Raw genomic sequence first — 23406 nt, 5'->3', positions numbered from 1 at the left:
GATGACGGGATCGGTCAGCCCCCGGCGCGCGGACACCCGGCGCAACCACGAACGCATCCTCGTCGCGGCCGCCGAGTCCCTCGCCGCCACGGGCGACGTCTCGTTCAACGCGATCGCGAAGCGCGCCGAAGTCGGTGTCGGCACGGTGTACCGGCACTTCCCGACGCCGGAGGCGCTGATCCTGGCGGTCTACGAGCGTGAGGTGCGGCACCTCGTCGACGTCGTGCCGGTGCTGCTGGACAAGTACGCGCCGCACGAGGCGTTCCGCGTCTGGGCGACCGACCACCTGGCGCACTACATGATGACCAAGCGCGGCCTGGCGGACGCCCTGCGCACCGCGACGGCGTCCCGCGGCGAGCTGCCGGCGAGCGCGTACGAGTCGATGGTCGGCGCGGTCACGACGTTGCTGAAGGCGAACACCGAGGCGGGCGCGGTCCGCGCGGACCTGGACCCGGTGACCGTGCTGCGCGGCCTCGGCGGCCTGCTCTACCTCGACCCGAACGGGGAGTGGCGGCGGCACGCGGCGGACCTGGCGGATCTGCTGTGGCGGGGAATGGCCGCGCCCGGCGACGGACGCCGCTGCTGAATCCCAGCGGTATTTCCGACGCGGTGAGCTGCGGAATGACAACGGCTGTCCGGTTCGCGTTTCCGGGAAATCGGCCGGTCCGGTGCGAAGGATATCCACCGGCGGCGAGTGAGCAGTGTCCTCGCCGCCGGTGGATCGGCCTTCGTGATCGCTCCCCAGGGATCGGCCGGCACGGCACTACTTCTTCGCGGCGGCGACCTTCTTGCGCGGCGCCCGCTTGCGCGCCGGCGCCGGGGCGGCGGCCTGCAGCTGCGCCTCGTCGTAGGCGTTGACGATCTCCGAGGACAGGCGGCCCCGCTCGGAGACGTCGTAGCCGTTCTCGCTGGCCCAGGCGCGGATCGCGCGCGAGCGCTCGCGGTCGGCCGAGCTCGCCGCCGTCGACTGGCCGGTCGCGACGCGCACCTTGCGGCCACCCGTCTTGCGGCCCGCCGCGATGAACCGGGAGAGCTCCTCGCGCAGCGCGGCGGCGTTCTCGTCGGAAAGGTCGATCTCGTAGCTGACGCCGTCGAGGCCGAACGGAACGGTGTGACTGGCCGGGCTGCCGTCGATGTCGTCCAGCATTTCGACGAGGACCTTCTGGGCCATGGGGCTGCTCCTTGAACGTTGGTGTCCGTAGTGCGACTGTGACCGAACGCACGATAAATGCCCGATCCACTGTGGAGCGTAGCAGTCGACATACCGACGCGTACGTTGTCGATCGAATGAGCTAATCAAGTGTCGATATAATTCGCTCTTTGTCTCCGTTCCGGCCGCACTTTGCCGGGAAGCGGGTGGCCCGGCCCCGGGGAAACGACGAGGACGACCGGAGGACGTCGTTTCGGTCCGTCGAACTCGAAGCGGGCCTCGGCCGGTTGCCGCGGCCGAGCGAGTGCTCACAATCCTTTGTGGACCACCGGGCCGTCGTGGTCCGGAATCGGCGGCGCCGGGCGGGTGAGCAGCCGGCGCCGGGGATTTCCGCTGATGTCACCGCGGTGAACGGAGGGTGAACCTCCCAACCCGGCGCGTAGCACCGGCCTGCGCAAGGGCCCGGCGACACGCCACTGTGAGCTGTTGCGCCGAACGGGCGACACCGCCGCGGGCCCTGGAGTGCGGTACGGTCGGTCGGCAGCGGTTCAACCGGCAGCCGTCGCACCCCGAGACCCACGACCCCGTCAGGGGCCGGTGTGGGACTGGACTGGTGCACGAGCGGTTTGTCCTCACGGTTCCCCCAGGAGGCTTCGCCTATGACCACGATTCCGCTGCCCCGGCCCAGAGACCTCGCAGGTCACGCGGCCATCGCGAGCTTCGACGTGCTCACCACCGCCGACGCCGCCGTGCTCTCGGTCACCGGCGAGCTCGACATCAGCGTCATCGATCGTTTCACCGCGCTCATCGAGCGGGAGCTCGCTTTCCGGCCGCGCGCCCTGGTCGTCGACGCCTCGGCCGTGACGTTCTGCGCCGCCCGGGCGCTGACCGTCCTGCTCAACTCCGCCGCCGACGCGCACGCCGCCGGCGTGCCCTTCGCCGTCGTCACCCGCAGCCGCGCGGTGCTTCGCCCCCTGAGCGTGCTCGGGCTGGAGCGCGTCCTGCCGCTGCACGCGGACCTCTCCGAGGCCCTGGCCTGGCTGACGCTCCTGCCGGGCCTCACGACCGGCTAACTCGGGGCCCACCCGCGGGTTCGGCTCGCTAGCTCGCCCGCGGGCAGGGCTCTTCCGACTCCGCGCAGCGCAGGCGGCCCCACACGAGCTTGCCGTCGTCGTGGTGGCTCACGCCCCACGCGAGGCACAGCCGGTCGACGACCCGCAGGCCGCGCCCGCCGTCCCGGCCGGGGACCCGCAGCCGCGGTTCCCCGGTGCCGACGTCGGCGACGGCGACGGTCACCTCGCACGGCCCGCAGGTGCAGCGCAGCCGCAGCTCGACCGGCCCGCCCGCGTGCAGGTAGGCGTTGTCCAGCAGTTCTCCGACGATCAACAGCGCGTCCAGCCGATGCGGGTCCCCGAGCGCGCTCATCCGCGACTCGGCCCACATCCGGGCATCGGCGAGACCGGACGGGTCGGTGCCGGCCACGTCCAGGGTCTGCCAGCCTGGCTGGTCCGCCGTGGTCCAGTTCACAGGCACGATGTGACTCCTCCCGAGGGCGCGCACCCGAGGGTGCGACGTCCTCTACCGGGGAGGGTTACCCGGACCGGCGCCGGTTACCCGCGAATCGGCACATCGGGTTCCACCGGGGTGACGGCCGACGGGCGGGTCCGCGGGCCGAACACCGCCAGGACCACCACGCCGACCAGCCAGGTGCCGGCGATGAAGAGGAACACGCTCCGATAGCCGCTGCCGGTGTAGAGCGCGGCCACGATCAGGGGACCCGCCGCGTTCGACAGCCGCCCGAGCCCGTAGGAGACACCGGTGCCCAGCGACCGGCTCCGCGTGTCGAACAGCTCGGGGGAGTAGGCGTAGCCGAGGGCGGTGTAGCCGCGTTCGAACAGGTTCACCAGGAACCCGAAGACCACGATCAGGACCGGGTTGAAGGTCAGCCCGTAGAGCAGGCCGCACAACGCGATGACCGCGCCGAAGGCGACCAGGCACCACTTGCGTTCGAACCGGTCGGTGACCAGGGCGGCCAGGTACGACCCGAGCGGCGCGCCGACGGTCGTCAGCGCCACGTAGAAGACCGACTTCTCGACGCTGAAGCCCTCCTGGGCCAGCAGCGTGGGCGCCCAGCTCGAGTAGCCGAAGAAGCCGATCGTCTGCGTCACCCACACGACGGTCAGCAGCAAGGTGGGGTACAGGTACTTCTTCTGCAGCAGCAAGCGCAGTGGCGCCTTCGTCACCGGAGCTTCTTCGACGGGCGGTTCGGGCTCGGGCAACGGCCCCCTCTCCGCCGCGACCTGGTCTTCGATCTCCCGCAGGATCCGGTCCGCCTCGGCGTGGTCGCCGCGGCTCTCGTGCCAGCGCGGTGACTCCTTCAGCCGCCGGGTGAAGAAGACGAGCAGCACGCCGAGCGCGCCCCACAGGTAGACCAGCCGCCACGACCAGTCGTTGATCGGCACCACCGCGCTGGCGATGAGGTTGGTGACGGGGGTGCCGCAGATGCCGATCACGATCGCGTAGGCCTGGTACTTGCCGCGGCTGGTGGCCGGGTAGAGCTCGTTGACGTAGATGACCGCGACGACGGTCATCGCCGAAAGCCCGGCCGAGGTCAGGACGCGGAACACGCCGAGGGAAACGACGTCCCACGAGAAGACGGCCGCGAACGAGAAGACCCCGAACCACAAGGTCGTCCACAGCAACGCGCGTTTGCGGCCCCAGCGGTCGGCGAGGCCACTGGCGATGACCGCGCCGAAGAACATCCCGACGAACGACAGCGAAGTGACGTAGGCGACCTGGTCGACCGTCACGCCCCACAGCTTGATCAGCTTGGGCGCGGTGGTGGCGAAGCTGTTGATGTCCGCGAACTCGAAGAAGTAGGCGAACGAGACGGCGAGCAGGGTGATCTTGTGGAACCGGGAGATCGGCAGGCGGTTCAGCCGGTTCAGGGAGTTGGCTTGCTGCATGGGAGTTCCTGTCGCTCAGGCGTCAGTCATTGCCGGGCCAGTACAGGTGCGCCGGGTTGGTCACGAGGAGCTTCCGCTGCTGTTCGGCGGTGACCGCCACGTGCGGCACGTAGTCGACCAGCAGGCCGTCGTCCGGCATGTGGCCCAGGAGGTTGGGGTGCGGCCAGTCGCTGCCCCACAGCACGCGGTCGGGGAACTCCGCCACGACGCGCCGGCCGAACGGGACGACGTCGCGGTAGGCGTGCTGCTCGCCGCCGAGGGCGGGCGGGCCGGTCACGGTCAGGCGCTCGGGGCAGCTGACCTTCACCCAGACGTCGTTGCGCTCGACGAACCGCAGGAAGCGGCCGAACTCCCGCCCGCCCACCGGCTGCGTGACGTCCGGCCGGCCGAGGTGGTCCACGACGAGCGGGGTGGGCAGCGCGCCGAAGAACCCCTCCAGCTCGGGCAGGTCGACGCTCTCGAAGTAGAGGACGACGTGCCAGCCGAGCGGGGCGATCTTCCGCGCGATGGTGCTCAATGCTTCGTGCGGGGCGGCGTCGACCAGGCGCTTCACGAAGTTGAAGCGCACGCCGCGCACCCCCGCGGCGTCCAGTTCGCGCAGCTCGCGGTCGCCGACGTCCGGCCGGACGGTCGCGATCCCGCGCGCCCGGCCGCCCGCCGCGCGGACGGCGTCGACCATGGCGGAGTTGTCCGCGCCGTGACAGGTGGCCTGGACGATCACGCTGCGCGTGACGCCGAGGTGGTCGCGCAGGGCGAAGAGGTCGTCCTTGCCGCCGTCGCACGGGGTGTACTTGCGTTCCGGCGCGAAGGGGAACTCGGCCTGCGGGCCGAAGACGTGGCAGTGCGCGTCGACGGTGCCGGGCGGCAGCCGGAACTCCGGCGTCGACGGGTGGGCGTACCAGTCGAGCCAGCCGGGGGTTTTCGGTTCGGTCATGGGACTTCCTCACCGGCCTTGACGCGTCAGCAGGGCGTCGAGGCGGGGGTAGACGGCGCGGGCGTTGTGCTCCCGGATCGCGGACAGGTCCTTTTCGGACAGTTTCGCGGCTTCGACGTAGCGCCGGGTGTCGTCGAAGTGGTGGCCGGTGTCCGGGTCGACGTCGCGGACGGCGCCGATCATCTCCGAGGCGAACAGGATGTTCTTCGCCGGGATGACGTCGAACAGCAGGTCCGAGCCGGGCTGGTGGTAGACGCAGGTGTCGAAGAAGACGTTGCCCAGCAGGTGTTCTTCGAGTGGCGGCTTGCCCAGGGCCAGCGCCAGGCCGCGGAACCGGCCCCAGTGGTAGGGCACCGCGCCGCCGCCGTGCGGGATGATCAGCCGCAGCGTGGGGAAGTCCGCGAACAGGTCACCCTGGAGCAGCTGCATGAACGCGGTGGTGTCGGCGTTGAGGTAGTGCGCGCCGGTGGTGTGGAAGGCCGGGTTCACGCTCGTGCTGACGTGGACCATCGCCGGGACGTCGTACTCGACCATCTTTTCGTAGACGGGGTACCACGACCGGTCGGTGAGCGGCGGCGCCGTCCAGTGGCCGCCGGAGGGATCGGGGTTGAGGTTCAGCGCGACGGCGCCGTACTCCTCGACGCACCGCGTCAGCTCCGGGATGCAGGTGGCCGGGTCGGCGCCGGGGGACTGCGGGAGCATCGCGGCCGGCGCGAACCGCCCGGGGTAGAGCGTGCTGACGCGGTAGCAGAGCTCGTTGCAGAGCGCCGCCCACGCCGACGACGTCGCGAAGTCCCCGACGTGGTGGGCCATGAAGGACGCGCGGGGCGAGAAGATCGTCAGGCCGATGCCGCGTTCGTCCATCAGCCGCAGCTGGTTCGGCTCGATCGTCGCCCGCAGGTCGTCGTCGCTGATCCGCAGGTCGGCGCCGGCCGGCGCGGGCCCGCCGGACAGAGCGGCGACCTGCCGCTCGCGCCAGGCGGCCAGCGCCGCCGGCGCGGTGGTGTAGTGCCCGTGGCAGTCGATGAGCATGACTCGCACCCTAATCGTCGATGAAATTGTTGACAATATCTACGACGAAAAGTTCCCCCGCGCCTGCCGCTGCTCAGTTGTCCACATCCCCCGAAATCCCTCCACAACCTCGCATCTTTCGTAACGAAAGTGGCGTTTGGGGGGTGGGCGGTGACTGGGCTCTGGTGACTGGGGAGGGTGGTTCAGGGGAGGTCGAGCAGGGGGGCGGCCATGCGGTCGACGTACGCGCCGAGGGCCTCGCGGTCGGCCGCGGTCAGGGCCTTCGTGCCCACTTTGCCGCGCAGCACGGCGATCCCGGTGATCACCGCGGCCAGCAGTTCCGCGCGCAGCTCGCGGTCCGGGCCGCTCAGGCGCGGGGCCAGCTGCTCGTCGAAGGCGCGCTCGATCCGTTCGCGCACGACGGCCCGGATCATGTCGTCGTTCGCCGCCGTTACCAGGCCCGAGAGGTGGCTCGGGTGCTCCGCGCCGACGTCGAGGGCGCGCTCCAGCAAGGCGCGCGGGAGGTCTTTCAGGGGGACGTCCGCCGCCATGGTGTCGGCCGCGTCCAGGCCGCGGCCCGCCGCCTCGGCGAACAGCTTCTCCTTCGATCCGAAGTAGCGGTAGACCAGCGCCTGGTTCACCCCGGCCAGCGCCGCGACGTCGCGGGTGCTGGTGCCCTCGACGCCGTGTTCGCCCAGCAGGGTCCGGGCCGCGGCCAGCAGCGCTTCCCGGGTCGCCGCCGCGTCCCGGCGGCGGGCACGAGGTGTCGCCGTGTCCATCGCCGGCCTCCGTTTCGTCGGTCTCCGCAGTGTAGACCAGCGCAAACGCGCTGTGAGCGTGATCACCGGGCGGTTAAGTAGTCACTCGTTGACTTAGCTTCCGGCACCTGGCTACCGTGGAAGTCGTCAGTTGACTACAAAGTCATCTCATGGAGGTTCCTCGTGTCCGACACCCTCACCGCCCCGGCACCCGCGCGGCCCGGCCGGCGCGCGGAGTCGCATCCGACGGCGGTGCTGCTGGTGCTGGCGCTGTCGACGTTCGCGATCGTCGTCATGCAGAGCATGGTCATGCCGATCCTGTCCGGCCTCGCTCAGTCGCTGAACGTCTCGCTGGCCGACGTCTCGTGGGTCGTGACGGTCAACATGCTGTCCGCGGCGGTGTTCACGCCGCTGCTCGGTTCGCTCGGCGACAAGCTGGGCCGCAAGCGCGTCCTCATGGCGACGCTCGCGCTGACCACCCTCGGCTCGGTGCTGGTGGCCGTCTCGACGTCGATGGGCGTCGTGCTGGCCGGCCGCGCCCTGCAGGGCATGGGCTTCGCGGCGATGCCGCTCGCGATCGGGATCGTCCGGTCGATCTTCCCGCCGGAACGCGTGCCCTCGAGCATCGCGCTGCTGAGCGCGCTCACCGGCATCGGCGCGGGCGCGGGCCTGCTCGTGTCCGGGCTGCTGGTGCAGGCGGGCGTGTCGGCGCAGGGCATGTTCTGGATCTCGGCGGCGGTCACCGCCCTCGGCCTGCTCGGCACCGCCGCGCTGATCCGGCTGCCGGAGACGGCCGGCAAGTTCTACGTCGACGTCTTCGGCCTGCTGACGCTCGCCGGCGGCCTGGTCTGCCTGGTGCTCGGCATCAACCGCGGCCCGGCGTGGGGCTGGGGCTCGGCCACCGTGCTCGGCCTGTTCGCCGGTGCCGTCGTGCTGCTGGTCGCGTGGGTGGTCGTCGAGCGGCGCGTGCGCGAACCGCTGGTGGACATCGCGATGATGCGCACGCCGGTCGTGCTGGGCACCAACATCGCCACCTTCCTCACCGGCGCCGGCATGTACGGCGCGTTCATCCTGGTGATCCAGTTCGTGCAGACCCCGGGGCGGTTCGGTTACGGCTTCGGGTCCGACGCGCTCGGCGCGGGCCTGACGCTGCTGCCGATGACCGCGGGAACCCTGCTCGCCGCCGGCGCGGTGTCGGTGCTGATCCGCCGCGTCGGCCCGAAGTGGCCGATGGTGATCGGCACGGTCGTCGCGACCGCGACGTTCGCCTTCCTGATCGCCTTCCACACCGAGCACTGGCACTTCTACGTCGCGACCGGCCTGCTCGGCCTCGGGCTGGGGCTGGCGTTCGGCGCGATCCCGACGTTGCTCAACAGCGGCGTCACCCCCGCGCAGACGAGCGTCGCCAACAGCGTCAACCAGACGCTGCGCTCGATCGGCGGCTCCATCGGCACGGCGGTGGCGTCGGCGATCCTGGCCGCGACCCTGCTGCCGGGCCTCTCCCTGCCCACGGTCGGCGCGTACACCACCGCGTTCACCGTGTCCGGCGCGATCTGCGTCCTCGCGGTCGTCGCCGCTGTGTTCGTCCCGTACCGGCACCGTGCCGTCAACACCGCCGAGGAGTCGTCATGACGAGGGCCTATCCCTTCAGCGAGCCGGAAAAGCTCGACATCGAGCCGCTGTTCGAGCAGCTGCGCACCGAAGAACCGCTGAGCCGCGTCACCATGCCCTACGGCGAACCGGCCTGGCTGGCGACGCGCTACGAGGACGTCAAGGTGGTCCTCGGCGACCCGCGCTTCAGCCGCGCGGCGGCGACCGGGCGCGACGAGCCGCGGCTGCGCCCGCACCTGCCGCCGCCGGGCAACATCCTCAGCCTCGACCCGCCGGACCACAGCCGGCTGCGGCGCCTGGTGATGAAGGCGTTCACCATGCGCCGGATCGACGCGCTGCGGGCGCGGGCGCAGGAGATCGCCGACGGGCTCGTCGACACGATGCTGGCCCAGGGCCCGCCCGCCGATCTGGTGGAGGCCTTCGCGCTGCCGTTCCCGGTGACGGTGATCTGCGAGCTGCTGGGCGTCCCGTTCGAGGACCGCGGCGACTTCCGCGTCTGGTCGGACGCGTTCCTCTCGACGACGAAGTTCACGCCGGACGAAGTCCTCGACGCGATGACGAAGATGAACGAATACATGGCGGGCCTGATCGCCCAGCGCCGGGAGACGCCGCACGACGACCTGCTCGGCGCGCTGGTCGTGGCCCGCGACGAAGACGACCGGCTCTCGGAGGAGGAGCTGCTGTCGCTGGCGCAGACACTGCTGGTGGCCGGCCACGAGACGACCGCGTCCCAGATCCCGAACTTCGTGTACGCGCTGCTCACGCACCCGGGCCAGCTGGCGCTGCTGCGCGCGGACCTGAGCCTGGTGCCCAAGGCGGTGGAGGAGCTGATGCGGTTCGTCCCGCTCGGCACCGGCGCGGGCATCGCGCGCTACGCGACGGAGGACGTCGAACTGGGCGGTGTGACCGTCCGGGCCGGGGAGCCGGTGCTGCCCGCGCTGGCGTCGGCCAACCGCGACGGCTCGGTGTACTCGGACCCGGAGGTGCTGGACCTGCTGCGCGGGGAGGCGACGCACATCGGCTTCGGCCACGGCGCCCACCACTGCCTGGGCGCGCCGCTGGCCCGGATGGAACTGCAGGTGGCGCTGGACACGCTCCTGCGGCGGCTGCCGGAGCTGCGGCTGGCCGACGGCGAGGCCGGCATCGGCTGGAAGCTGGGCCTCTCGACGCGCGGGCCGCTGCAGCTGCCGCTGACCTGGGGCTGAGCGACCCGGTCCCGCACCCGGCGCGCGCCGGGTGCGGGACGGGATCAGCGCACCCGCGTGAGCGGAATGCGTTGGAACACAATGGTTTCGTTCGGACCGGCCGTGCCGGTCTCGTAGAGCAGCCCGGCGGTGAGCGGGTCGGCCTGCACGAGGTCGGAGTACGCGGCGGGCCCGGTGGTCAGCGTCCGGCCCGGGGTCCAGGTGCGTCCGCGGTCGGTGCTCAGCCGCAGCTGCATCACCGCGCGCGTCGCGGAGTCGGCCGGGCCGGAGTACACCAGGAGCCACGGGATCGTCGTCTACAGCACGCTGCCCTCGACCTTCGTCCCGGACAGCGACGGCTGCGCCCGGTACGGCCGGACGAGCGTCTTCCCGCCGTCCACGCTGTAGCCGTCGACCCGGTGCTCGGCCGCGGAACCCTGGTTGCGGCTGGAGAAGTAGAGCGTGCCGTCGGGCAGCTCGGTCGCCGACGTCTCGTTCGCGGCGACGACGCCGCCGGTGCGGTCGTCGGTGAAGCCGATGTGCCAGGTGCGGCCGTCGTCGTCGCTGTAGAGGTCGTGGCCGCCGTAGTACTTCGCCTCGGTGCCGACGTCGGTGGAGCCGGCCGGCGGCGAGGTGGAATGGTTGGCGGGCACGACGATCCGGCCCGCGTGCGGGCCGTGCCGCAGGAGCGTGGCGTGCCCGGGACCGGTGGCGTACCACCGCCGGCCGGGCCGTTTCGTGTCCGCGGTGATGTCGCGTGCGGCGCTCCAGGTGCGGCCGTCGTCGCCGCTGCGCTGGACGAACACCCGGCGGGTGTCCTACTCGGACGCCGCGCCGGTCATGATCTGCTTCTCCGAAACGAGTCCGTTGTGGACGGTCAGGAGGACGAGGTCGCCGTCGCGGGCCAGTACCGGCGTCGGGTGGCCCGCGGTGGCGTCGCCGTTGGCGGTCACGACGGAAAGCGGGCCCCAGGTGCAGCCGCCGTCGCGGGAGGAGCGTGACACCGTCTGGATGGCGCCGGAGTCGCCGGCCGAGTCGCGCCGGCCTTCGGCGAACGCCACCAGCGACCCGTTCGCGGCGCGCACCACCGCGGGGATCCGGAAGGTGTCGTAGCCCTCGGTGCCGGAGGTGAACGGCACCGAGGACGCGCATCGTCGGTCGGCGGCCGAGGCCGCCGGGGTGAAAGGCAGCCAGATCACAGCCGCGGCCAGCAGGATCGCGCCCGCTCGGCGTTTCGATGACACCGGTTCCGCCTCCTCGCTGAGGGGATGGGTGGTAGGACATGGGATGTCCGACGTCCTATGACCGACAACCTAGGGAGACGGTGCGCGGTTCGTCAAGGACTACGCTGAACCCGAGCGCTCGCGAGGAGGACCGTGGACCACCGGAAGCACTTCGCCGACATCCACCGGCGTCCCCAGCTGTACGGATTGGACGGCAGTTACCACGACTACTGCACGTACCTGCTCGGTGTGGACGCGGGCAACGACGGCGGGCTGCTGACCGGCTTCAAGGAGTCGCTCGTGCCCCGCGTCGGCACCGGCGACAACCTGACCTGGACGTCGCTGGTGCTGTACCTGGCCTTCCCCGGCCGCACCTCGGGCTGGCACGACGAAGCGGCGGGGGACGGCCGTCAGGTCGCGGTCGACCTGCTCTTCACGCTGCTGGACGAATTCCTCGAGACACGATCCGAGGCGCGCGGCACGGCCGCGATCTTCGCCGGGTACCTGGCCTGGCGCAAAGCCCGGCCGTGGGCGCGCCGCGCGTCACTCGGCCAAGTCGTCCCAGCGGAGGAGGATCGCGGCGGCGAGCAGGCCGGCCACGACGATCTTCCCGATGATCAGCAGCGCGCTCGCGCCGGTCACCTGCCCGAGGTCCAGTAGCACCCCGGCGAGGACCGCCCCGGCGAAGACCTTCGCGCCCCAGCGCCGCCGGAAGCCGACGGCGACCACGCCGGCCAGCTGTACCGCGGAGGCCAGCAACGCCAGCACGAGCCACGGCGACGTCTCGGCACCGTGGTCGATTTCGTCGGCCAGGACGGCGATCTGGAGGACCAGGACCACGGCCGTGCCCAGCCCGAAGAGGACCAGCATCACCGGCAGGAAGACCCGCCCGGCGGTGCCGCCGGTGGCGGGTTCGGGCACACGACGACGAGGCACGGCGAGCCCTCCGCTCCAGCGATCCGGAACCTCCCACCGTGCCGGAAACCGGCGCCGTCGACCATCGGGCATTCGCCGTAGCCGCGGTGCCGGGCGGTCGTACCGCCCGGCACCGGTGGTTACGACGCGCTGCAGAGGGTGCCGTTCAGGGTGAACGCCGTCGGCAGGATGTTCGGGCCGCCGTAGTCGGCCGTGAAGCCCGGGTCCGCGCTCTCACCCGGGGCCAGCGCCGTGGCCGAGGTGACCGTCACGGTTGTCCCGGTCTGGGTCCAGGTGCCGTTCCAGCCGCCGGTGAGGTGCTGCCGCGCGGTCGGCCAGGTGAAGGTCAACGTCCAGTTCGGCGCCGGTTTCGCGCCCGTGTTGGTGAGGTGGACGCCGCCGACGAAGCCGCTCGACCAGTCGGTGACGTCGGACATCGTGGCCGCGCACGTGCTCCGCGCCGGCGCGCCCGTGGTGAACGTCAGCGACGGCGACGCCCAGGAGACGGTGCCCGCCGTGTCCCGCGCCAGCACGTTGACCGTGTACCGGCTGCCTGGGACGAGGTTGCCGACGGTGAACGACGTGCCCGCGGTCTCGCCCCACGCCTCGCTGGTCGTGCCGAGGGTCCGGTAGACCTCGTACTTCGCGACCGGGTGGCCGCCGGGCGCGGCCGCGGGCCAGGTGAGCGTCGCCGAACGGTCGGTGATCTGGCCGGCGGCGACCGGGCCGGGTGCGGCCGGTGCTCCGGTGACCGCGGTCGCCGGGTGCAGCACCAGGGTGGTCAGCGAGTACGGCGGCAGGGTCCGGCCGGTACTGCTGCCGCCGGTGCTCTCCGCGATCGACGTCGCGCCGTTGGTGAAGGTGTACACCTTCGACGCCGTGGCGGCCGGGGCGTAACCGGCGTAGCCGAGCGTCACCGTGTGGGCGTTCCCAGGATCCTTGTTGATCAGCAGCACCGAAAGATCGCCGTCGGGCCGGCGGGCGGCGTGCGCGGTGACCAGCGGCTCGCTCGTACCCGCGCGGATCAGCTGGTCGCCGGGCCGGGCGAAGAGGCTCAGCATCTTCAAGCCGTAGTAGGGCGCGAACGGCGTGTTCAGCGGCGGCTCGCAGACGTCGCCCAAGCACGTCGCGCTGGAGAGCATCCCCATGTCCCCGTAGTCGGTCTGACCCTCCACTGTGGACACCTGCGACGCGCCGTTGTGCGTGTCCCACCAGTCGACGGTGAACACGCCGTTCTCCAGCATCGTGCTGTACGTCTCGGCGGCGAACAGCGCACCGGGCTGGGTGTCCATGCCGACCGAGGTGTTGGTCTCGGTCAGCGCGACGCCGATCCGCCCGGGGTTCGCACCCGCGTACTGGGCGATCTCGCGCCGGACGACGTACATCATGTCGTCCACCTGCTCGGGCTTGGCGAGCGCTTCCGCCGCCGTAGCGCCGCCCGGGTACCAGTGCAGGACAACGAAGTCGACATGGGGACCGGCGATCGACAGCACCGTCCGGTTCCAGTCGGCGGTGTCGCCGTCGCCGACGATGCCGTCCGGCCAGTTCGCCGGGGTCGTCAGCACCGCGCCGATCTTGACCGACGGGTCGACGGCCTTCATGGCCTCGGCGTAGGCGACGACACCGTTGGCGTACGCCGCCGGGCTCTTGTCGGCGTGGTTGTCGGCTTCCCAGTTCGCGCCGTAGTGGCCGTTGCCGTACAGCTCGTTGCCGATCTCCCAGTACCGGGCGCCGTAGCCCTTGGTGACGTTGGCGTACCGGACCCAGTCCGCCGCTTCCTGCGGCGTGCCGGTGCCGTAGTTGGCGATGATGATCGGCTGGGCCCCGGTGCGCCGCGCGCCGCCCATGAAGGTGTCGAAGTCGGTGCCGGGCGCGACGTAGCCGCCCGGCGCGGTGTTGTCCTTCCAGTGGTAGATGTCGCCGTAGGAACCGCCGGGGTAGCGCAGCATGCGCACGCCGGCGCCGCCGAGCAGCCCGGCCACGGTGTCGGTGCCGAGCTGGCTGTCCCAGACGGCGTGGTTGGCCCCGAGCGCGGTGTCCGCCACGGTGGCCAGGCCGGCCCGCGCGTTCACGGTGACGGCGACGTCCGGCTCGGCCGCGGTGGCGGGGGCGGCCCCGGCCAGGCCCGCGGCGAGCAGGACGGCCGCGGCCGTGACGGCGCGGCGAAGTGGTCGAGCTGTCATGAAGAGTCCATCCCTCACTCGTCCGGATCGAACAGAATGCAGATGGCTGAGAGCGCTCCCAGAAAGCGAACCACCGGTGCTGCCGGAAGTCAACGCCCGTCGAAGACGTTCCTCAACGCCGTCGTCGTCCAGTACGCCAAGGAACTACGCGACACGAACATCCTGATCAACAACGCCTGCCCGGGTTACGTCGCGACGGACTTGAACGGCTTCCGCGGCGTACGCACCCCCGAACAGGGCGCGGCCACGGCGATCCGGCTGGCGACCCTGCCGGCCGACGGCCCGACGGGCGACTTCTTCGACGACGACGGCGTGGTGCCCTGGTAGCGAACGGGTCCAGCCCGACGTCGGGTCAGGTGCGGTACGGGCCGTGGTTCCCGAGGTCCGGGCTGACGTGCGGACCGGCGGCGTCCTGGTCGCTGCCGGGGAAGCGGGTCCGCGCGCGAGCGTCCTGCCGCCGGCGGACCAGCACCGAGAGGGTCGCCGCGTGCGCGACGGCCAGCAGGAGCGGGAACACGCCGACCCGGCCGACGAGCGCGGCCGCCGAGCCCGACCACCCGGGACCGATCACCGAGAGCAGGGCCAGCAGGCCCAGCGCGACGAGGTGGAAGACCGTCACCACCATCGACGCCGTCGGCCCGCCGCCGCCGTCCGGGCCGCGCAGGTAGCGCCGGCCGTCGCGGTGGAGGACCTGGCCGTCCGCCACCACGAAGATCAGCCCGATTTTCAGGAACCCCAGCAGATCGCTGCCGGCCATGGCCGCCTCCTCGTTTCGGGTGGGGCACCCGCGCACCGCGCCGCGACGAGCCCCGGCGGGGTCGTTCACCGCATCGAGCGAGCACGCCACGCGGCGGGCGACCGGGGCCGCGTCCCATGCGCGCCACCGGTCTGGTTCCGCTGGATCACCGCGGGATACAGTGCGCGCGGTTGAGAACGCAGCCACCGGTGGCCCTGCCTGTGCGGGCGCCGTTACGCCTGATCCGGTGGCCTGTGTGCGGGCGGCTTGGTGAGGCCTCATTCGAGAGAGGCTCGATGTCGTGACCGCTCCTTCGGTCGGCTCCACCCGCGTCACGGTGCCAGCGCTTTCGCTGCCGCTCGCGGTCAACCGGCTCTCGGTGCTGCTGGTCGAGGACGACGACGGCGACGCGCTGCTGGTCGAGGAGATGCTCGCCGACGTCCCGGTCGAGGCCGAGCGGATCACGCTGCTGCGGGTGGCGACGCTGGCGGCCGCACTGCCGCACGTCGGGGGCGTCGACTGCGTGCTGCTCGACCTGCAGCTGCCCGACGCGTCCGGCCTGACCGCCCTCACGACGTTGCGCCGGCACAGCCCGGGCAGCGCCATCGTGGTGCTGACCGGGCAGAACGACACCGCCACCGGCGTGGCCGCCGTCGCCGCCGGCGCCCAGGACTACCTCGGCAAGGACCAGGTCGACGGCCCGCTGCTGATGCGCGCCATGCGGTACGCCTGGGAGCGGCGGCGAGCCGAGGGCGCCGAACAGCGGCTCCTGGAGCAGCAGCTGCTCGCGGGGGAGAACGCGCGGCTCGAACGCGGCCTGCTGCCCACCCCGCTGCTCGCCGACGAGGACCTCGGCCTGGCGGTCCGCTACCGCCCGGGCCGCGACGGCGCGTTGCTGGGCGGCGACTTCTACGACACGGTCGAGCTTGCTGACGGCACCGTCGAGGTGATCATCGGGGACGTCTGCGGGCACGGCCCGGACGAAGCCGCGCTGGGTGTGGCGCTGCGGATCGCGTGGCGGGCCCTGGTGCTGGCCGGGCTGCCGGCCACCGAGGTGCTGGCCACGGTGGACCGGGTCCTGGTGAACGAGCGGATCGAGCCGCTGTTCGCCACGGCGTGCATGGTCACCGTGGCTCCGGACCGGACGTCCGCGCGGATGGTGCTCGCCGGGCACCCGCCGCCGTTGCTGCTGGCCCGGCCCGGGCCGGCGGAGTTCCTGTCCTCCGACGGCCTGGGCCCGCCGCTGGGCCTCCCGCTGAAGCGACCCCGGCGCCAGACCGAGGTCGCGCTGGCGCCGGGCTGGTCCCTGCTGCTCTACACCGACGGCATCTTCGAGGGCCGGTCCGGCGGCGGCGATCGCCTCGGCCGCACGCGGATGGCCGCGCTGGCCGGCGAGCTCCTCACCGGGCCGGGTGACGCCGGCGCGGCGCTGGACGCCCTGATCGGCCGCGTCCAGCAGCTGAACGACGGCCCGGTGGACGACGACATCGCGCTGGTCCTGCTCACCCAGCGGCCCGCGGGCGGAGCCCGATGACGCGGGAGCGCGCGTCCTGGCCGCTGCGGCGCTGGGCCGGGGTGCTGGCGCTCGTCGAGGCCGTCCTGCTCGTCGGCGCCCTCGCCGGCGGCGCGATCGCGCTCTCCCGCCTCGACGACGCCCGGAGCCGGCTGCTCGACGTGGTGGGGCCGCAGCTGCTGCAGGCCAAGGCCCTTTCGACGGCGCTGGTCGACCAGGAGACCGGGATCCGCGGTTTCCTGCTGACCCGGCAGCAGGAGTTCCTCGAGCCGTACCGGGCCGGGCTCGCCGACCAGGACCGGGCGGTGGCGGAGCTGCGCCGGCTGGGCGCGACCCCGGACACCACGGCGGGCCGGGACCTCGCCGCGGTCCTGACCGGCGCCGACGCGTGGCGTGGGGTGGCCCTCGCCCAGGCGGCGCCGGGCGTGCCCGCGCCGACGGCGGGGCAGGTGGAGCAGGACAAGAAGCTGTTCGACGCGCTGCGCGTCCGCTTGGCCGAGCAGGACGCGCACCTCGACGCCGCCCGGATGGACGCCCGCGCGGACCTCGCGGCCGCGATGACCCTGCTGACCTGGATCCTCGTCACCATCGCCGTGGTGATCGCGGCGGCGTTCGTGCTGCTGTTCGCGGGCCTGCGCCGGGCCGTGGTCGGGCCGATCCAGCAGCTGGCCGCCGCGGTGTGCGACACGGCCGCGAGCGACCTGCACCGGCCGGTGGTGGCGACCGGGCCCCGGGAGGTGCGCCAGCTCGGCGCCGACGTCGACGTGATGCGCCGGCGCATCCTCGAAGAGGTGGCCGAGCTGGAGCGGGCCCACACGCTGCTGGAGGCCCGGACGCACGCCCTGGAACGGTCGAACTCCGACCTGGAGCAGTTCGCCTACGTCGCCTCGCACGACCTCCAGGAGCCGCTGCGGAAGGTGACGAGCTTCTGCCAGCTGCTGGAGAAGCGTTATCAGGACAAGCTCGACGAGCGCGGCGAGCAGTACATCGGGTTCGCCGTCGACGGCGCCAAGCGGATGCAGGTGCTGATCAACGACCTGCTGGCGTTCTCCCGCGTCGGCCGCCGCGGTGGCGAGCCGGTGGCGGTCGAGACCGCGGCGCTGGTGGCCACCGCCACGGTGAACCTCGAGAGCGTGCTCGCCGACGCCGGCGCGCGGGTGACCGTCGCCGACGGCCTGCCGCCGGTGCGGGGTGAGCAGTCGCTGCTGACGGCGGTGTTCCAGAACCTGATCGGCAACGCGGTCAAGTTCCGCGGCGAGCGGCCGCCCGAGATCACCGTCGGCGCCGAGCCCGACGGCGCGGACTGGGTGTTCTCCGTGACGGACAACGGGATCGGGATCGACCCGCAGTACGCCGAGCGGATCTTCGTGATCTTCCAGCGGCTGCACGGCCGCGGCGACTACCCGGGCACCGGGATCGGCCTGGCGATGTGCCGCAAGATCGTCGAGCACCACGGCGGCCGCATCTGGCTGGACACCGAAGTCACCGAAGGCACGTGCTTCCGCTTCACCCTCCCCGCACTCGTGGCCCCGGAACTCGCCGGTGCCGTCGACGAAGAACAGGACGCGGCATGACCCAGCCCCCGGAACCGATCGACGTCCTGCTCGTGGAGGACGACCCCGGCGACGTCCTGATGACGCGGGAAGCGTTCGAGCACCACAAGATCCGCAACACCCTGTCGGTCGTCTCCGACGGCGAGCAGGCGCTGCAGTTCCTCCGGCGCGAGCCGCCCTACGAGGACGCGCCGCGGCCCGGCCTGATCCTGCTCGACCTCAACCTGCCCCGGCGGGACGGCCGTGAGGTGCTCGCCGAGATCAAGGCCAGCCCGGAGCTGCGGAGCATCCCGGTCGTCGTGCTGACGACGTCCGAGGCCGAAGAGGACATCGCGCGCAGCTACGACCTGCACGCCAACGCCTACGTCACCAAGCCCGTCGACTTCGACAGCTTCGTCGAGGCCGTCCGCCAGATCGACAGCTTCTTCGTCTCGGTGGTCAAGCTTCCGCACTGAGCCGCTCTTCGAGCACGCCCGCGAGGGCCGCGGCGATGAGCGCGACGGCCCGGTCCTCGTCGCCGGCCAGCCGCCGCAGGACGTCCTTCGCGAGCGTCGGCGGCATCTCGGCGAAGGCCTGGGTCAGGCGGATCCGCACCGCGGAGTCCGCGGTGGGCGCGGCCAGCTCGGCGGTCAGCGCGCTCATGATCCGGTCCGCGCGGCCGGCGTCCCGCGACAGCGCTCCGAGGAGCTCGGCCGCCTCGACGTCGTTCGTGCCCTCGACCACCATCGTGACGAGCGTCGGCACGGCCGCGGTCTCGCCGCGCGCGGCCGACGCCAGCGCGGCGTGCCGGCGCACGGCCGGGTCCGGGTCGCCGAGCGCCTCCGCGAGCAGCGCGGTCGCCTCGGCGCCGGCGAACCCGGCGATCGCCCGGACCGCGCGCCGCCGGACGTCGACGTCCGCCGAGGTCATGCCGGGCGCCAGGCTCGCGACGCCGTCGCCGCCCGCCCGCGCGAGCGCCCACCGCAGGGCGCCGGCGACGTTCGGGTCGGACTCGGCGAGGACCGCGCCGGCCAGCAGGTCGGTCGGCAGCGGCACGTCGTCGGCCGGGGCCAGGACGGCCTGCTGCCGGCGCGCGGCATTGGCCGAGTCGAGCCCGCGCAGGAGCTCGATGATGCCCAGGACGTCCGGCCAGCCCTCGGGCGCCGAAGCGTCGACCGCGCGGAGCCGGTCGAGCAGCTCCCGCTCCCGCCGCAGCCGGTCTTCGGTCCGCCGGATGAGGTCGCCGACCAGAGTGGCCGGTGCGAAGGCGGGATCTTCCAGCGCTCGGCCGATCTGGCGCAGCGACATCCCCAGGGACCGCAGGCTTTCCACGTGGAAGATCCGGCGGATGTCCCGGGCCGCGTATTCGCGGTAGCCGCCGACGGTGCGCCCGGTGGGGCGCACCAGCCCGAGGGTGTCGTAGTGCCGGAGCATCCGGCTGCTCACCCCCGAGCGGCGCGCCACCTCGCCGATCAGCACGACGTCCCGCCCGAGTGCTCCGGGCCGAGCGCGACGATCCGCTTCGCCTCGTCGACGCCCGGGTCGAACGCGGCGTCCGGGTCGCGCAGCAGCCGTTCCGTGGCGCGGGCGTGCGCCCGCACCGCCGGGTCGGTACTGGCCAGGCCCGGCCGCAGCGCCGGCTCGACGCCGTCCCCGAGCGCGACGAGCGCCCGGCTGAGGCTCAGCCGCACGGTCCGGTCGCCGCGACCGAGCTGCGTGACCAGCTCCGCGGCCAGCGCGTCCCGGTCGCCGTCCGGGACGAGGACGACGGCGGCGCGCCAGGCGCTGCGCGCGACCTCGTCGTCGGCGTCGCGCAGCAGCGCCGGCGTGATCGCGGGCCACGTCGCGCCGTCGCCGATCTTGGACAGCGTGTGCAGCGCCTGGCTGCGGGCCTGCGCGCGCCCGGACCGGAGCTCCCCGAGCAGCCTGGGCACGGTGACGTCCGCCGGGAGCCGGGTCAGGGCCCAGGTGAGCATGTCGCGCACGAAGAAGTCCGGCTCGATCGCGGACCGCGCCACGAGCGCGCCGGCGAAGCCGGGCTCGGCGCGCGTGCCGGCCTCCAGGGCCGCCTGCAGCCGCGTCGACGAGTTCCCGGCGCCCAGCGCGTCGAACAGGGTCGGGTTCACGGTGATCACCTCCTGCGCCCAGTGAAGACCTTGTCACGGTGTCAAGGTCAAGGCGCTTGCCAGTTCTTTGACAGGTGTCTATAAAGTGCGGGTGAGCATCGACAGCCGTGACCCGCGGGCCGCCCGGTCGCGGGCGGCGTTGTACGCGGCGGCCGTGCGGCTCGTGTCCGGCCGCGGCAGCGCGAGCGTCCCGGTGACCGACCTCGCCGAAGCCGCCGGGGTCAGCCGTCAGCTCGTCTACCTGCACTTCGCCGACCGGGACGCGCTGCTGGTCGCCGCGGCGCTCGACCTCGCGCGGCGCGAGCTGCTGCCCGCCCGGGAGTCCGGGCGCGCCGCGGTGCTCGCCACGGCCCGGCACTTCGCCGCGCACCGCGCGTTCTACCGCGCCCTGCTCACCGGCCCGTGCGCGTTCGCGCTGACCACCGCATTGGGTGAGCTGCTCGCGCCGGTCAACCGCCACGCCGTCCGGGCGCTCTTCGGCGACCGGGTGCCGGCCGGGACGGTCGACGACCTCGCCGTGTTCCTCACCGGGGGCGCCGGCGCGGTGATCAACGCCTGGCTGCTCGGCGCGGAGGAAACGCTCGATCCCGAGGACCTGGCCGATCGCCTCGGCCGCATCCTGCACACCCTCGGCGGCCTTCCGCCGGTCCGCGAAGAGTGAGGTCGTCCATGTCGATCCTGTCGAAGCCGTTCGTCGCCGACGGGGTGGCCCGCCTGCTGGGGGCCGCCGCCGCGCGCGCGATCACACCGCGTCCGCTGTTCCCCGAGATTCCCGGCCGCACCAGCGAAATCACGATCCCGACCCGGCACGGCCCGCTGCCCGCCACCCTGTACCGCCCGCCGGGAGACGCCCGCGGCGTCTACGTCAACGCCCACGGCGGCGGGTTCGTGATCGGCGCCCCGATCGGCGACGACCCGCTGTGCCGGTACCTCGCCGAGCACGCCGGGGTGTTCGTGGTCAACCTCGACTACGCGCTCGCGCCGGCCCGGCGGTTCCCCGTGCCGTGCGAACAGGTCCACGACGCGCTGACGTGGGCGGCCGCGCCCGAGCGCGAGTGGGCCGGCGGGCGGCTGTGCGTCGGCGGGCAGAGCGCCGGCGGCTCGCTCGCGGCCGCGGCGTCCCGCCTCGCGCTGCGCGACGGCGGTCCGGCGATCGCGTTGCAGGTGCTGCACTACCCGCCGCTCGACCTCGTCACCCCGGCCGCGGCCAAGCCCGCGCCGCGGGGCGCGGTGATCCGGCCGTGGATGGGCGAGGTCTTCGACACCGCCTACATCCCCGACGCCGCCCGCCGCACCGACCCGCTGGCGTCGCCGGCGTGGGCCGGCGGCGGTGCCGTGCCGGCGGGCCTCGCACCCGCGCTCGTGCTCACCTGCGAGTACGACCGGCTGCGCGCCGAAGCCGTCGCCTACGCGGGCAAGCTCGCGGAAGCCGGCGCGCTGGTGGAGCACTACGACATCCGCGGCGTCGACCACGGGTACGACCTCATGGGCGGCGACCCCGAGCTGGTCCGGCGGGTCTACGCGTTCCTCGCCCTGCACGTCGAACGCGCGGTGACGGCCTGAGCCGTGGCCCTCGGTGGACTCTTCGTCGCCATCCGCTGATTCACCCTCGACGGCTTCGGCTCGCACCACGGCGACTGGGGTGGCTACTGGGGCAAGCAGGGCCCCGAGCTGCTCGCCCGCCGCCACGCCTTGTACGAGGAGAAGCAGCGGATGGTCTTCGGCGCCGACACGTTCCGGGAGCACGCGGCGATGCTGGCCGCGAGCCCCGCGGAGGTCTCCGACCCGTGGGTCACGAGGATGCGGAACTTCCCGGCGACGGTCCTGTCGAGCACCCTGCGAGAGCCCCTGGACTGGCCGGACGCGACGGTGGTGACCGGCGACGCGGTCGACGTCGTCACCCGGCTCAAGGAGGAGTCTGATGTCCCGTTGCGGTCCCACGGAAGCCTGTCGCTGAACCGCACTCTTCTGGCGGCCGGCCTGGTGGATCGCCGACTTCGATCTGGAACTGCTGGAAACCCGGACCCTGGACGGCCGCACGCAGGAGCTGATCTACCGGCCCACGGTGCACGCCGGCTCGCGGTGACGGCCCGGTTCGCGAGTAATCGCCGGTCGTCCGGGTAACCCCGGGGTAGACGCAGTCGTCGGCTCCCCATCGCTCGGCAAAGGACCTCATGGACGACCCGGACCAATCCACTCGTGAATACCGCTTCGAGGCCGGTGCCGTACCCGACCTGGCGGCCATGCGGGGGTGGCTGCGACGCGTGCTCGACGGCGTCTCGCCCGACGGTGTCCAGGACGTCTTGCTGCTGGCGACCGAGCTGGTCACCAACGCGCTGGATCACGCCCACGGCGTGCAGGCGCTGCGCGTCCGGTACCGGGCGCGCCGTTCCCCGGTCCGGCTGGAGGTCGACGACCCGCGGCCGGATCTCGGGCTCCGGCTCAGTGGGTCGTCGCCGGACGACTCGCGGGGGCGGGGGCTCCGGCTCGTCGACGCGATCAGCCGCCGGTGGGGTGTCGTCACGCACGGCACCGCCCGCAAGACGGTGTGGGCCGACGTCGTCGCCGGCTGAGCAGCCGGCTCCGGAAATCACGGGCAGGTGATGACCTGGCCGGCGTAGGTCAGGCCGGCGCCGAACCCGAACAGCAGCACCGGTGCGCCGGCCGGGATTTCCCGTCGTTCGAGGAGTTTCGAGAGGGCGAGGGGGATGCTGGCGGCGGAGGTGTTGCCGGATTCGGCGACGTCGGTCGCGACGACCGCGTCCCGGGCGCCGATGTCGCGGGCGAGGGCGGCGATGATGTGCGTGTTGGCCTGGTGGGTGACGATGCCGCCGAGGTCGCCCGGGTCGATCCCGGCGCGGGCGCAGGCTTTCCGGGCGATCGGCGCGAGTGCGGTCGTCGCCCAGCGGTAGACCGCCGCGCCTTCCTGACGGAAGGTCGCCGGCAGGCTGTGCGGGCCGGGTGAGCCGAGGGTGATGCACGGGCCTTTGGCCGGGTTCGAGCCCCAGACGACCAGCCCGATCCCGCCGGGCACGTCGGCCGCTTCGACGATCGCGGCGCCGGCTCCGTCGCCGAAGATAACGCAGGTGGAGCGGTCGGTCCAGTCGAGGAAGTCGCTCATCTTGTCGACGCCGACCACGATCGCGCGCCGACTCGCTCCCGCGCGGATGGCGTGGTCGGCGGCGGCCAGGGCGTAGGAGAAGCCGGAGCACGCGGCGTTGAGGTCGAACACGCCGGGCTCGGCGATCCCGAGCCGCTCGGCGACGCTGGGCATCCGGTCGAAGGCGGTGCAGGTCGCGACGATCACCAGGTCGACGTCCGCGGCGGTCCGCCCGGCTCGGCGCAGCGCGTCGCTCGCCGCGGCGGTGGCCATGTCGGCGACCGACTCGCCGGGGGCGGCCAGGTGCCGGGTGCGGACGCCGACGCGTTCGGTGATCCAGGCGTCGGAGGTGCCCAGGTCGGCACTCAGCTCGTCGTTGGGCACGCGGCGGACGGGTTGGTGGTGTCCGAAGGACACGGCTCTGGTGCCGGGGTGGGGGGCGGTCACGAGGTGGTTCGTGACGG

The 23406-nt window shown here is 72.6% G+C and carries 26 protein-coding genes and 2 pseudogenes; 13 read left to right on the top strand and 15 right to left on the bottom strand.

The features are described 5' to 3' along the window. The first annotated feature begins 1 nt into the window (after nt 1). Complete coding sequence (locus ACLJQZ_RS09730; RefSeq protein ID WP_328451882.1) at nt 2-586, top strand: TetR/AcrR family transcriptional regulator; 585 nt, start codon at nt 2-4, stop codon at nt 584-586. Between the two features lie 177 nt (nt 587-763). Here the strand turns inward: ACLJQZ_RS09730 and ACLJQZ_RS09725 are convergent, their stop codons facing one another. Beyond that, entirely contained in the window at nt 764-1171 is a 408-nt protein-coding gene (locus tag ACLJQZ_RS09725; RefSeq protein ID WP_410619693.1) for a histone-like nucleoid-structuring protein Lsr2, read from the bottom strand. A gap of 638 nt (nt 1172-1809) precedes the next feature. Here ACLJQZ_RS09725 and ACLJQZ_RS09720 point away from each other — a divergent pair. Beyond that, nucleotides 1810-2223 (top strand): STAS domain-containing protein, encoded by a 414-nt coding sequence (locus ACLJQZ_RS09720; RefSeq protein WP_410619692.1) that lies wholly within the window; start codon nt 1810-1812, stop codon nt 2221-2223. 28 nt (nt 2224-2251) lie between these two features. Here the strand turns inward: ACLJQZ_RS09720 and ACLJQZ_RS09715 are convergent, their stop codons facing one another. The 5 genes from ACLJQZ_RS09715 to ACLJQZ_RS09695 form a co-directional block, all read right to left on the bottom strand. Beyond that, nucleotides 2252-2683: an ATP-binding protein gene (locus ACLJQZ_RS09715; protein WP_410619691.1), complete on the bottom strand. Its 432-nt coding sequence runs from the start codon at nt 2681-2683 to the stop codon at nt 2252-2254. Between the two features lie 77 nt (nt 2684-2760). Beyond that, on the bottom strand, nt 2761-4116 hold the full coding sequence (locus ACLJQZ_RS09710; protein WP_410619690.1) for an MFS transporter: 1356 nt from the start codon (nt 4114-4116) through the stop codon (nt 2761-2763). 22 nt (nt 4117-4138) lie between these two features. Beyond that, entirely contained in the window at nt 4139-5050 is a 912-nt protein-coding gene (locus ACLJQZ_RS09705; protein ID WP_410619689.1) for an amidohydrolase family protein, read from the bottom strand. A 9-nt stretch (nt 5051-5059) separates the two neighbouring features. Next, on the bottom strand, nt 5060-6082 hold the full coding sequence (locus ACLJQZ_RS09700; protein WP_410619688.1) for an amidohydrolase family protein: 1023 nt from the start codon (nt 6080-6082) through the stop codon (nt 5060-5062). A 182-nt stretch (nt 6083-6264) separates the two neighbouring features. After that, nucleotides 6265-6840, bottom strand: a complete 576-nt coding sequence (locus ACLJQZ_RS09695; protein WP_410619687.1) for a TetR/AcrR family transcriptional regulator — start codon at nt 6838-6840, stop codon at nt 6265-6267. A gap of 162 nt (nt 6841-7002) precedes the next feature. On the opposite strand from ACLJQZ_RS09695, the gene ACLJQZ_RS09690 reads away from it, so the two are divergent. Beyond that, a complete protein-coding gene (locus ACLJQZ_RS09690; protein WP_410619686.1) occupies nt 7003-8451 on the top strand; it encodes an MFS transporter in 1449 nt (482 codons plus the stop codon). Continuing rightward, complete coding sequence (locus ACLJQZ_RS09685) at nt 8448-9635, top strand: cytochrome P450 (protein ID WP_410619685.1); 1188 nt, start codon at nt 8448-8450, stop codon at nt 9633-9635. The genes ACLJQZ_RS09690 and ACLJQZ_RS09685 overlap by 4 nt, the downstream gene beginning before the upstream one ends. A 44-nt stretch (nt 9636-9679) precedes the next feature. On the opposite strand, the gene ACLJQZ_RS09680 is transcribed toward ACLJQZ_RS09685, so the two are convergent. From ACLJQZ_RS09680 to ACLJQZ_RS09670, 3 genes are read right to left on the bottom strand one after another with little or no spacing between them, the layout of a single operon-like run. Next, on the bottom strand, nt 9680-9910 hold the full coding sequence (locus tag ACLJQZ_RS09680) for a hypothetical protein (RefSeq protein WP_410619684.1): 231 nt from the start codon (nt 9908-9910) through the stop codon (nt 9680-9682). A 21-nt stretch (nt 9911-9931) separates the two neighbouring features. Next, nucleotides 9932-10420, bottom strand: a complete 489-nt coding sequence (locus ACLJQZ_RS09675; protein ID WP_410619683.1) for an exo-alpha-sialidase — start codon at nt 10418-10420, stop codon at nt 9932-9934. Between the two features lie 12 nt (nt 10421-10432). Further along, nucleotides 10433-10858 carry a hypothetical protein gene (locus ACLJQZ_RS09670; protein WP_410619682.1) on the bottom strand — a complete coding sequence of 142 codons (426 nt, stop codon included), beginning with the start codon at nt 10856-10858 and terminating at the stop codon, nt 10433-10435. 132 nt (nt 10859-10990) lie between these two features. Here ACLJQZ_RS09670 and ACLJQZ_RS09665 point away from each other — a divergent pair, with 132 nt between their 5' ends. Further along, nucleotides 10991-11497: a hypothetical protein gene (locus tag ACLJQZ_RS09665; RefSeq protein WP_410619681.1), complete on the top strand. Its 507-nt coding sequence runs from the start codon at nt 10991-10993 to the stop codon at nt 11495-11497. On the opposite strand, the gene ACLJQZ_RS09660 is transcribed toward ACLJQZ_RS09665, so the two are convergent. Together ACLJQZ_RS09660 and ACLJQZ_RS09655 are read right to left on the bottom strand one after the other, a co-directional pair. Beyond that, complete coding sequence (locus tag ACLJQZ_RS09660; RefSeq protein WP_410619680.1) at nt 11381-11773, bottom strand: hypothetical protein; 393 nt, start codon at nt 11771-11773, stop codon at nt 11381-11383. The two genes, ACLJQZ_RS09665 and ACLJQZ_RS09660, sit on opposite strands and share 117 nt — an antisense overlap. A 119-nt stretch (nt 11774-11892) precedes the next feature. Further along, on the bottom strand, nt 11893-13935 hold the full coding sequence (locus ACLJQZ_RS09655) for a cellulose binding domain-containing protein (protein ID WP_410619679.1): 2043 nt from the start codon (nt 13933-13935) through the stop codon (nt 11893-11895). 90 nt (nt 13936-14025) lie between these two features. Between ACLJQZ_RS09655 and ACLJQZ_RS09650 the strand changes: the two are divergent. After that, nucleotides 14026-14262 (top strand): annotated as a pseudogene (locus ACLJQZ_RS09650) (dehydrogenase); the annotation flags it as partial. Nucleotides 14263-14287: 25 nt separating this feature from the next. Here the strand turns inward: ACLJQZ_RS09650 and ACLJQZ_RS09645 are convergent. Then, the gene (locus tag ACLJQZ_RS09645; protein WP_410619678.1) at nt 14288-14692 is read right to left on the bottom strand and encodes a hypothetical protein; all 405 of its coding nucleotides are present in this window, start codon (nt 14690-14692) and stop codon (nt 14288-14290) included. A 316-nt stretch (nt 14693-15008) separates the two neighbouring features. Between ACLJQZ_RS09645 and ACLJQZ_RS09640 the strand changes: the two genes are divergently transcribed. From ACLJQZ_RS09640 to ACLJQZ_RS09630, 3 genes are read left to right on the top strand one after another with little or no spacing between them, the layout of a single operon-like run. After that, the gene (locus ACLJQZ_RS09640) at nt 15009-16205 is read left to right on the top strand and encodes a PP2C family protein-serine/threonine phosphatase (protein ID WP_410619998.1); all 1197 of its coding nucleotides are present in this window, start codon (nt 15009-15011) and stop codon (nt 16203-16205) included. After that, entirely contained in the window at nt 16202-17758 is a 1557-nt protein-coding gene (locus ACLJQZ_RS09635) for a sensor histidine kinase (protein ID WP_410619677.1), read from the top strand. Before ACLJQZ_RS09640 ends, ACLJQZ_RS09635 begins: the two co-directional genes overlap by 4 nt. Continuing rightward, the gene (locus tag ACLJQZ_RS09630) at nt 17755-18192 is read left to right on the top strand and encodes a response regulator (RefSeq protein WP_410619676.1); all 438 of its coding nucleotides are present in this window, start codon (nt 17755-17757) and stop codon (nt 18190-18192) included. The genes ACLJQZ_RS09635 and ACLJQZ_RS09630 overlap by 4 nt, the downstream gene beginning before the upstream one ends. On the opposite strand, the gene ACLJQZ_RS09625 is transcribed toward ACLJQZ_RS09630, so the two are convergent. Further along, on the bottom strand, nt 18176-19195 hold the full coding sequence (locus ACLJQZ_RS09625) for a HEAT repeat domain-containing protein (protein WP_410619675.1): 1020 nt from the start codon (nt 19193-19195) through the stop codon (nt 18176-18178). The two genes, ACLJQZ_RS09630 and ACLJQZ_RS09625, sit on opposite strands and share 17 nt — an antisense overlap. After that, complete coding sequence (locus tag ACLJQZ_RS09620; RefSeq protein ID WP_410619674.1) at nt 19189-19851, bottom strand: HEAT repeat domain-containing protein; 663 nt, start codon at nt 19849-19851, stop codon at nt 19189-19191. The genes ACLJQZ_RS09625 and ACLJQZ_RS09620 overlap by 7 nt, the downstream gene beginning before the upstream one ends. A gap of 82 nt (nt 19852-19933) precedes the next feature. Between ACLJQZ_RS09620 and ACLJQZ_RS09615 the strand changes: the two genes are divergently transcribed. The 4 genes and pseudogenes from ACLJQZ_RS09615 to ACLJQZ_RS09600 all read left to right on the top strand — a co-directional run bounded on the left by ACLJQZ_RS09615 (nt 19934) and on the right by ACLJQZ_RS09600 (nt 22415). Continuing rightward, nucleotides 19934-20503, top strand: coding sequence for a TetR/AcrR family transcriptional regulator (locus ACLJQZ_RS09615; protein WP_410619673.1), 570 nt, complete (start codon nt 19934-19936; stop codon nt 20501-20503). Nucleotides 20504-20511: 8 nt separating this feature from the next. Then, nucleotides 20512-21405 (top strand): alpha/beta hydrolase fold domain-containing protein, encoded by an 894-nt coding sequence (locus ACLJQZ_RS09610; protein ID WP_410619672.1) that lies wholly within the window; start codon nt 20512-20514, stop codon nt 21403-21405. A gap of 42 nt (nt 21406-21447) precedes the next feature. Further along, a pseudogene (locus ACLJQZ_RS09605) lies at nt 21448-21928 on the top strand (dihydrofolate reductase family protein); the annotation flags it as partial. An 88-nt stretch (nt 21929-22016) separates the two neighbouring features. Then, nucleotides 22017-22415 (top strand): ATP-binding protein, encoded by a 399-nt coding sequence (locus ACLJQZ_RS09600; protein WP_410619671.1) that lies wholly within the window; start codon nt 22017-22019, stop codon nt 22413-22415. Between the two features lie 17 nt (nt 22416-22432). Here the strand turns inward: ACLJQZ_RS09600 and ACLJQZ_RS09595 are convergent, their stop codons facing one another. After that, a complete protein-coding gene (locus ACLJQZ_RS09595) occupies nt 22433-23389 on the bottom strand; it encodes a beta-ketoacyl-ACP synthase III (RefSeq protein ID WP_410619670.1) in 957 nt (318 codons plus the stop codon). Between the last annotated feature and the right edge of the window lie 17 nt (nt 23390-23406).

The organism is Amycolatopsis sp. cmx-8-4, from assembly GCF_046548675.1.
GTDB lineage: Bacteria > Actinomycetota > Actinomycetes > Mycobacteriales > Pseudonocardiaceae > Amycolatopsis.
The sequence above is the reverse complement of the archived record's forward strand: the minus strand, read 5'-3'. Positions and strand labels throughout refer to the sequence as shown.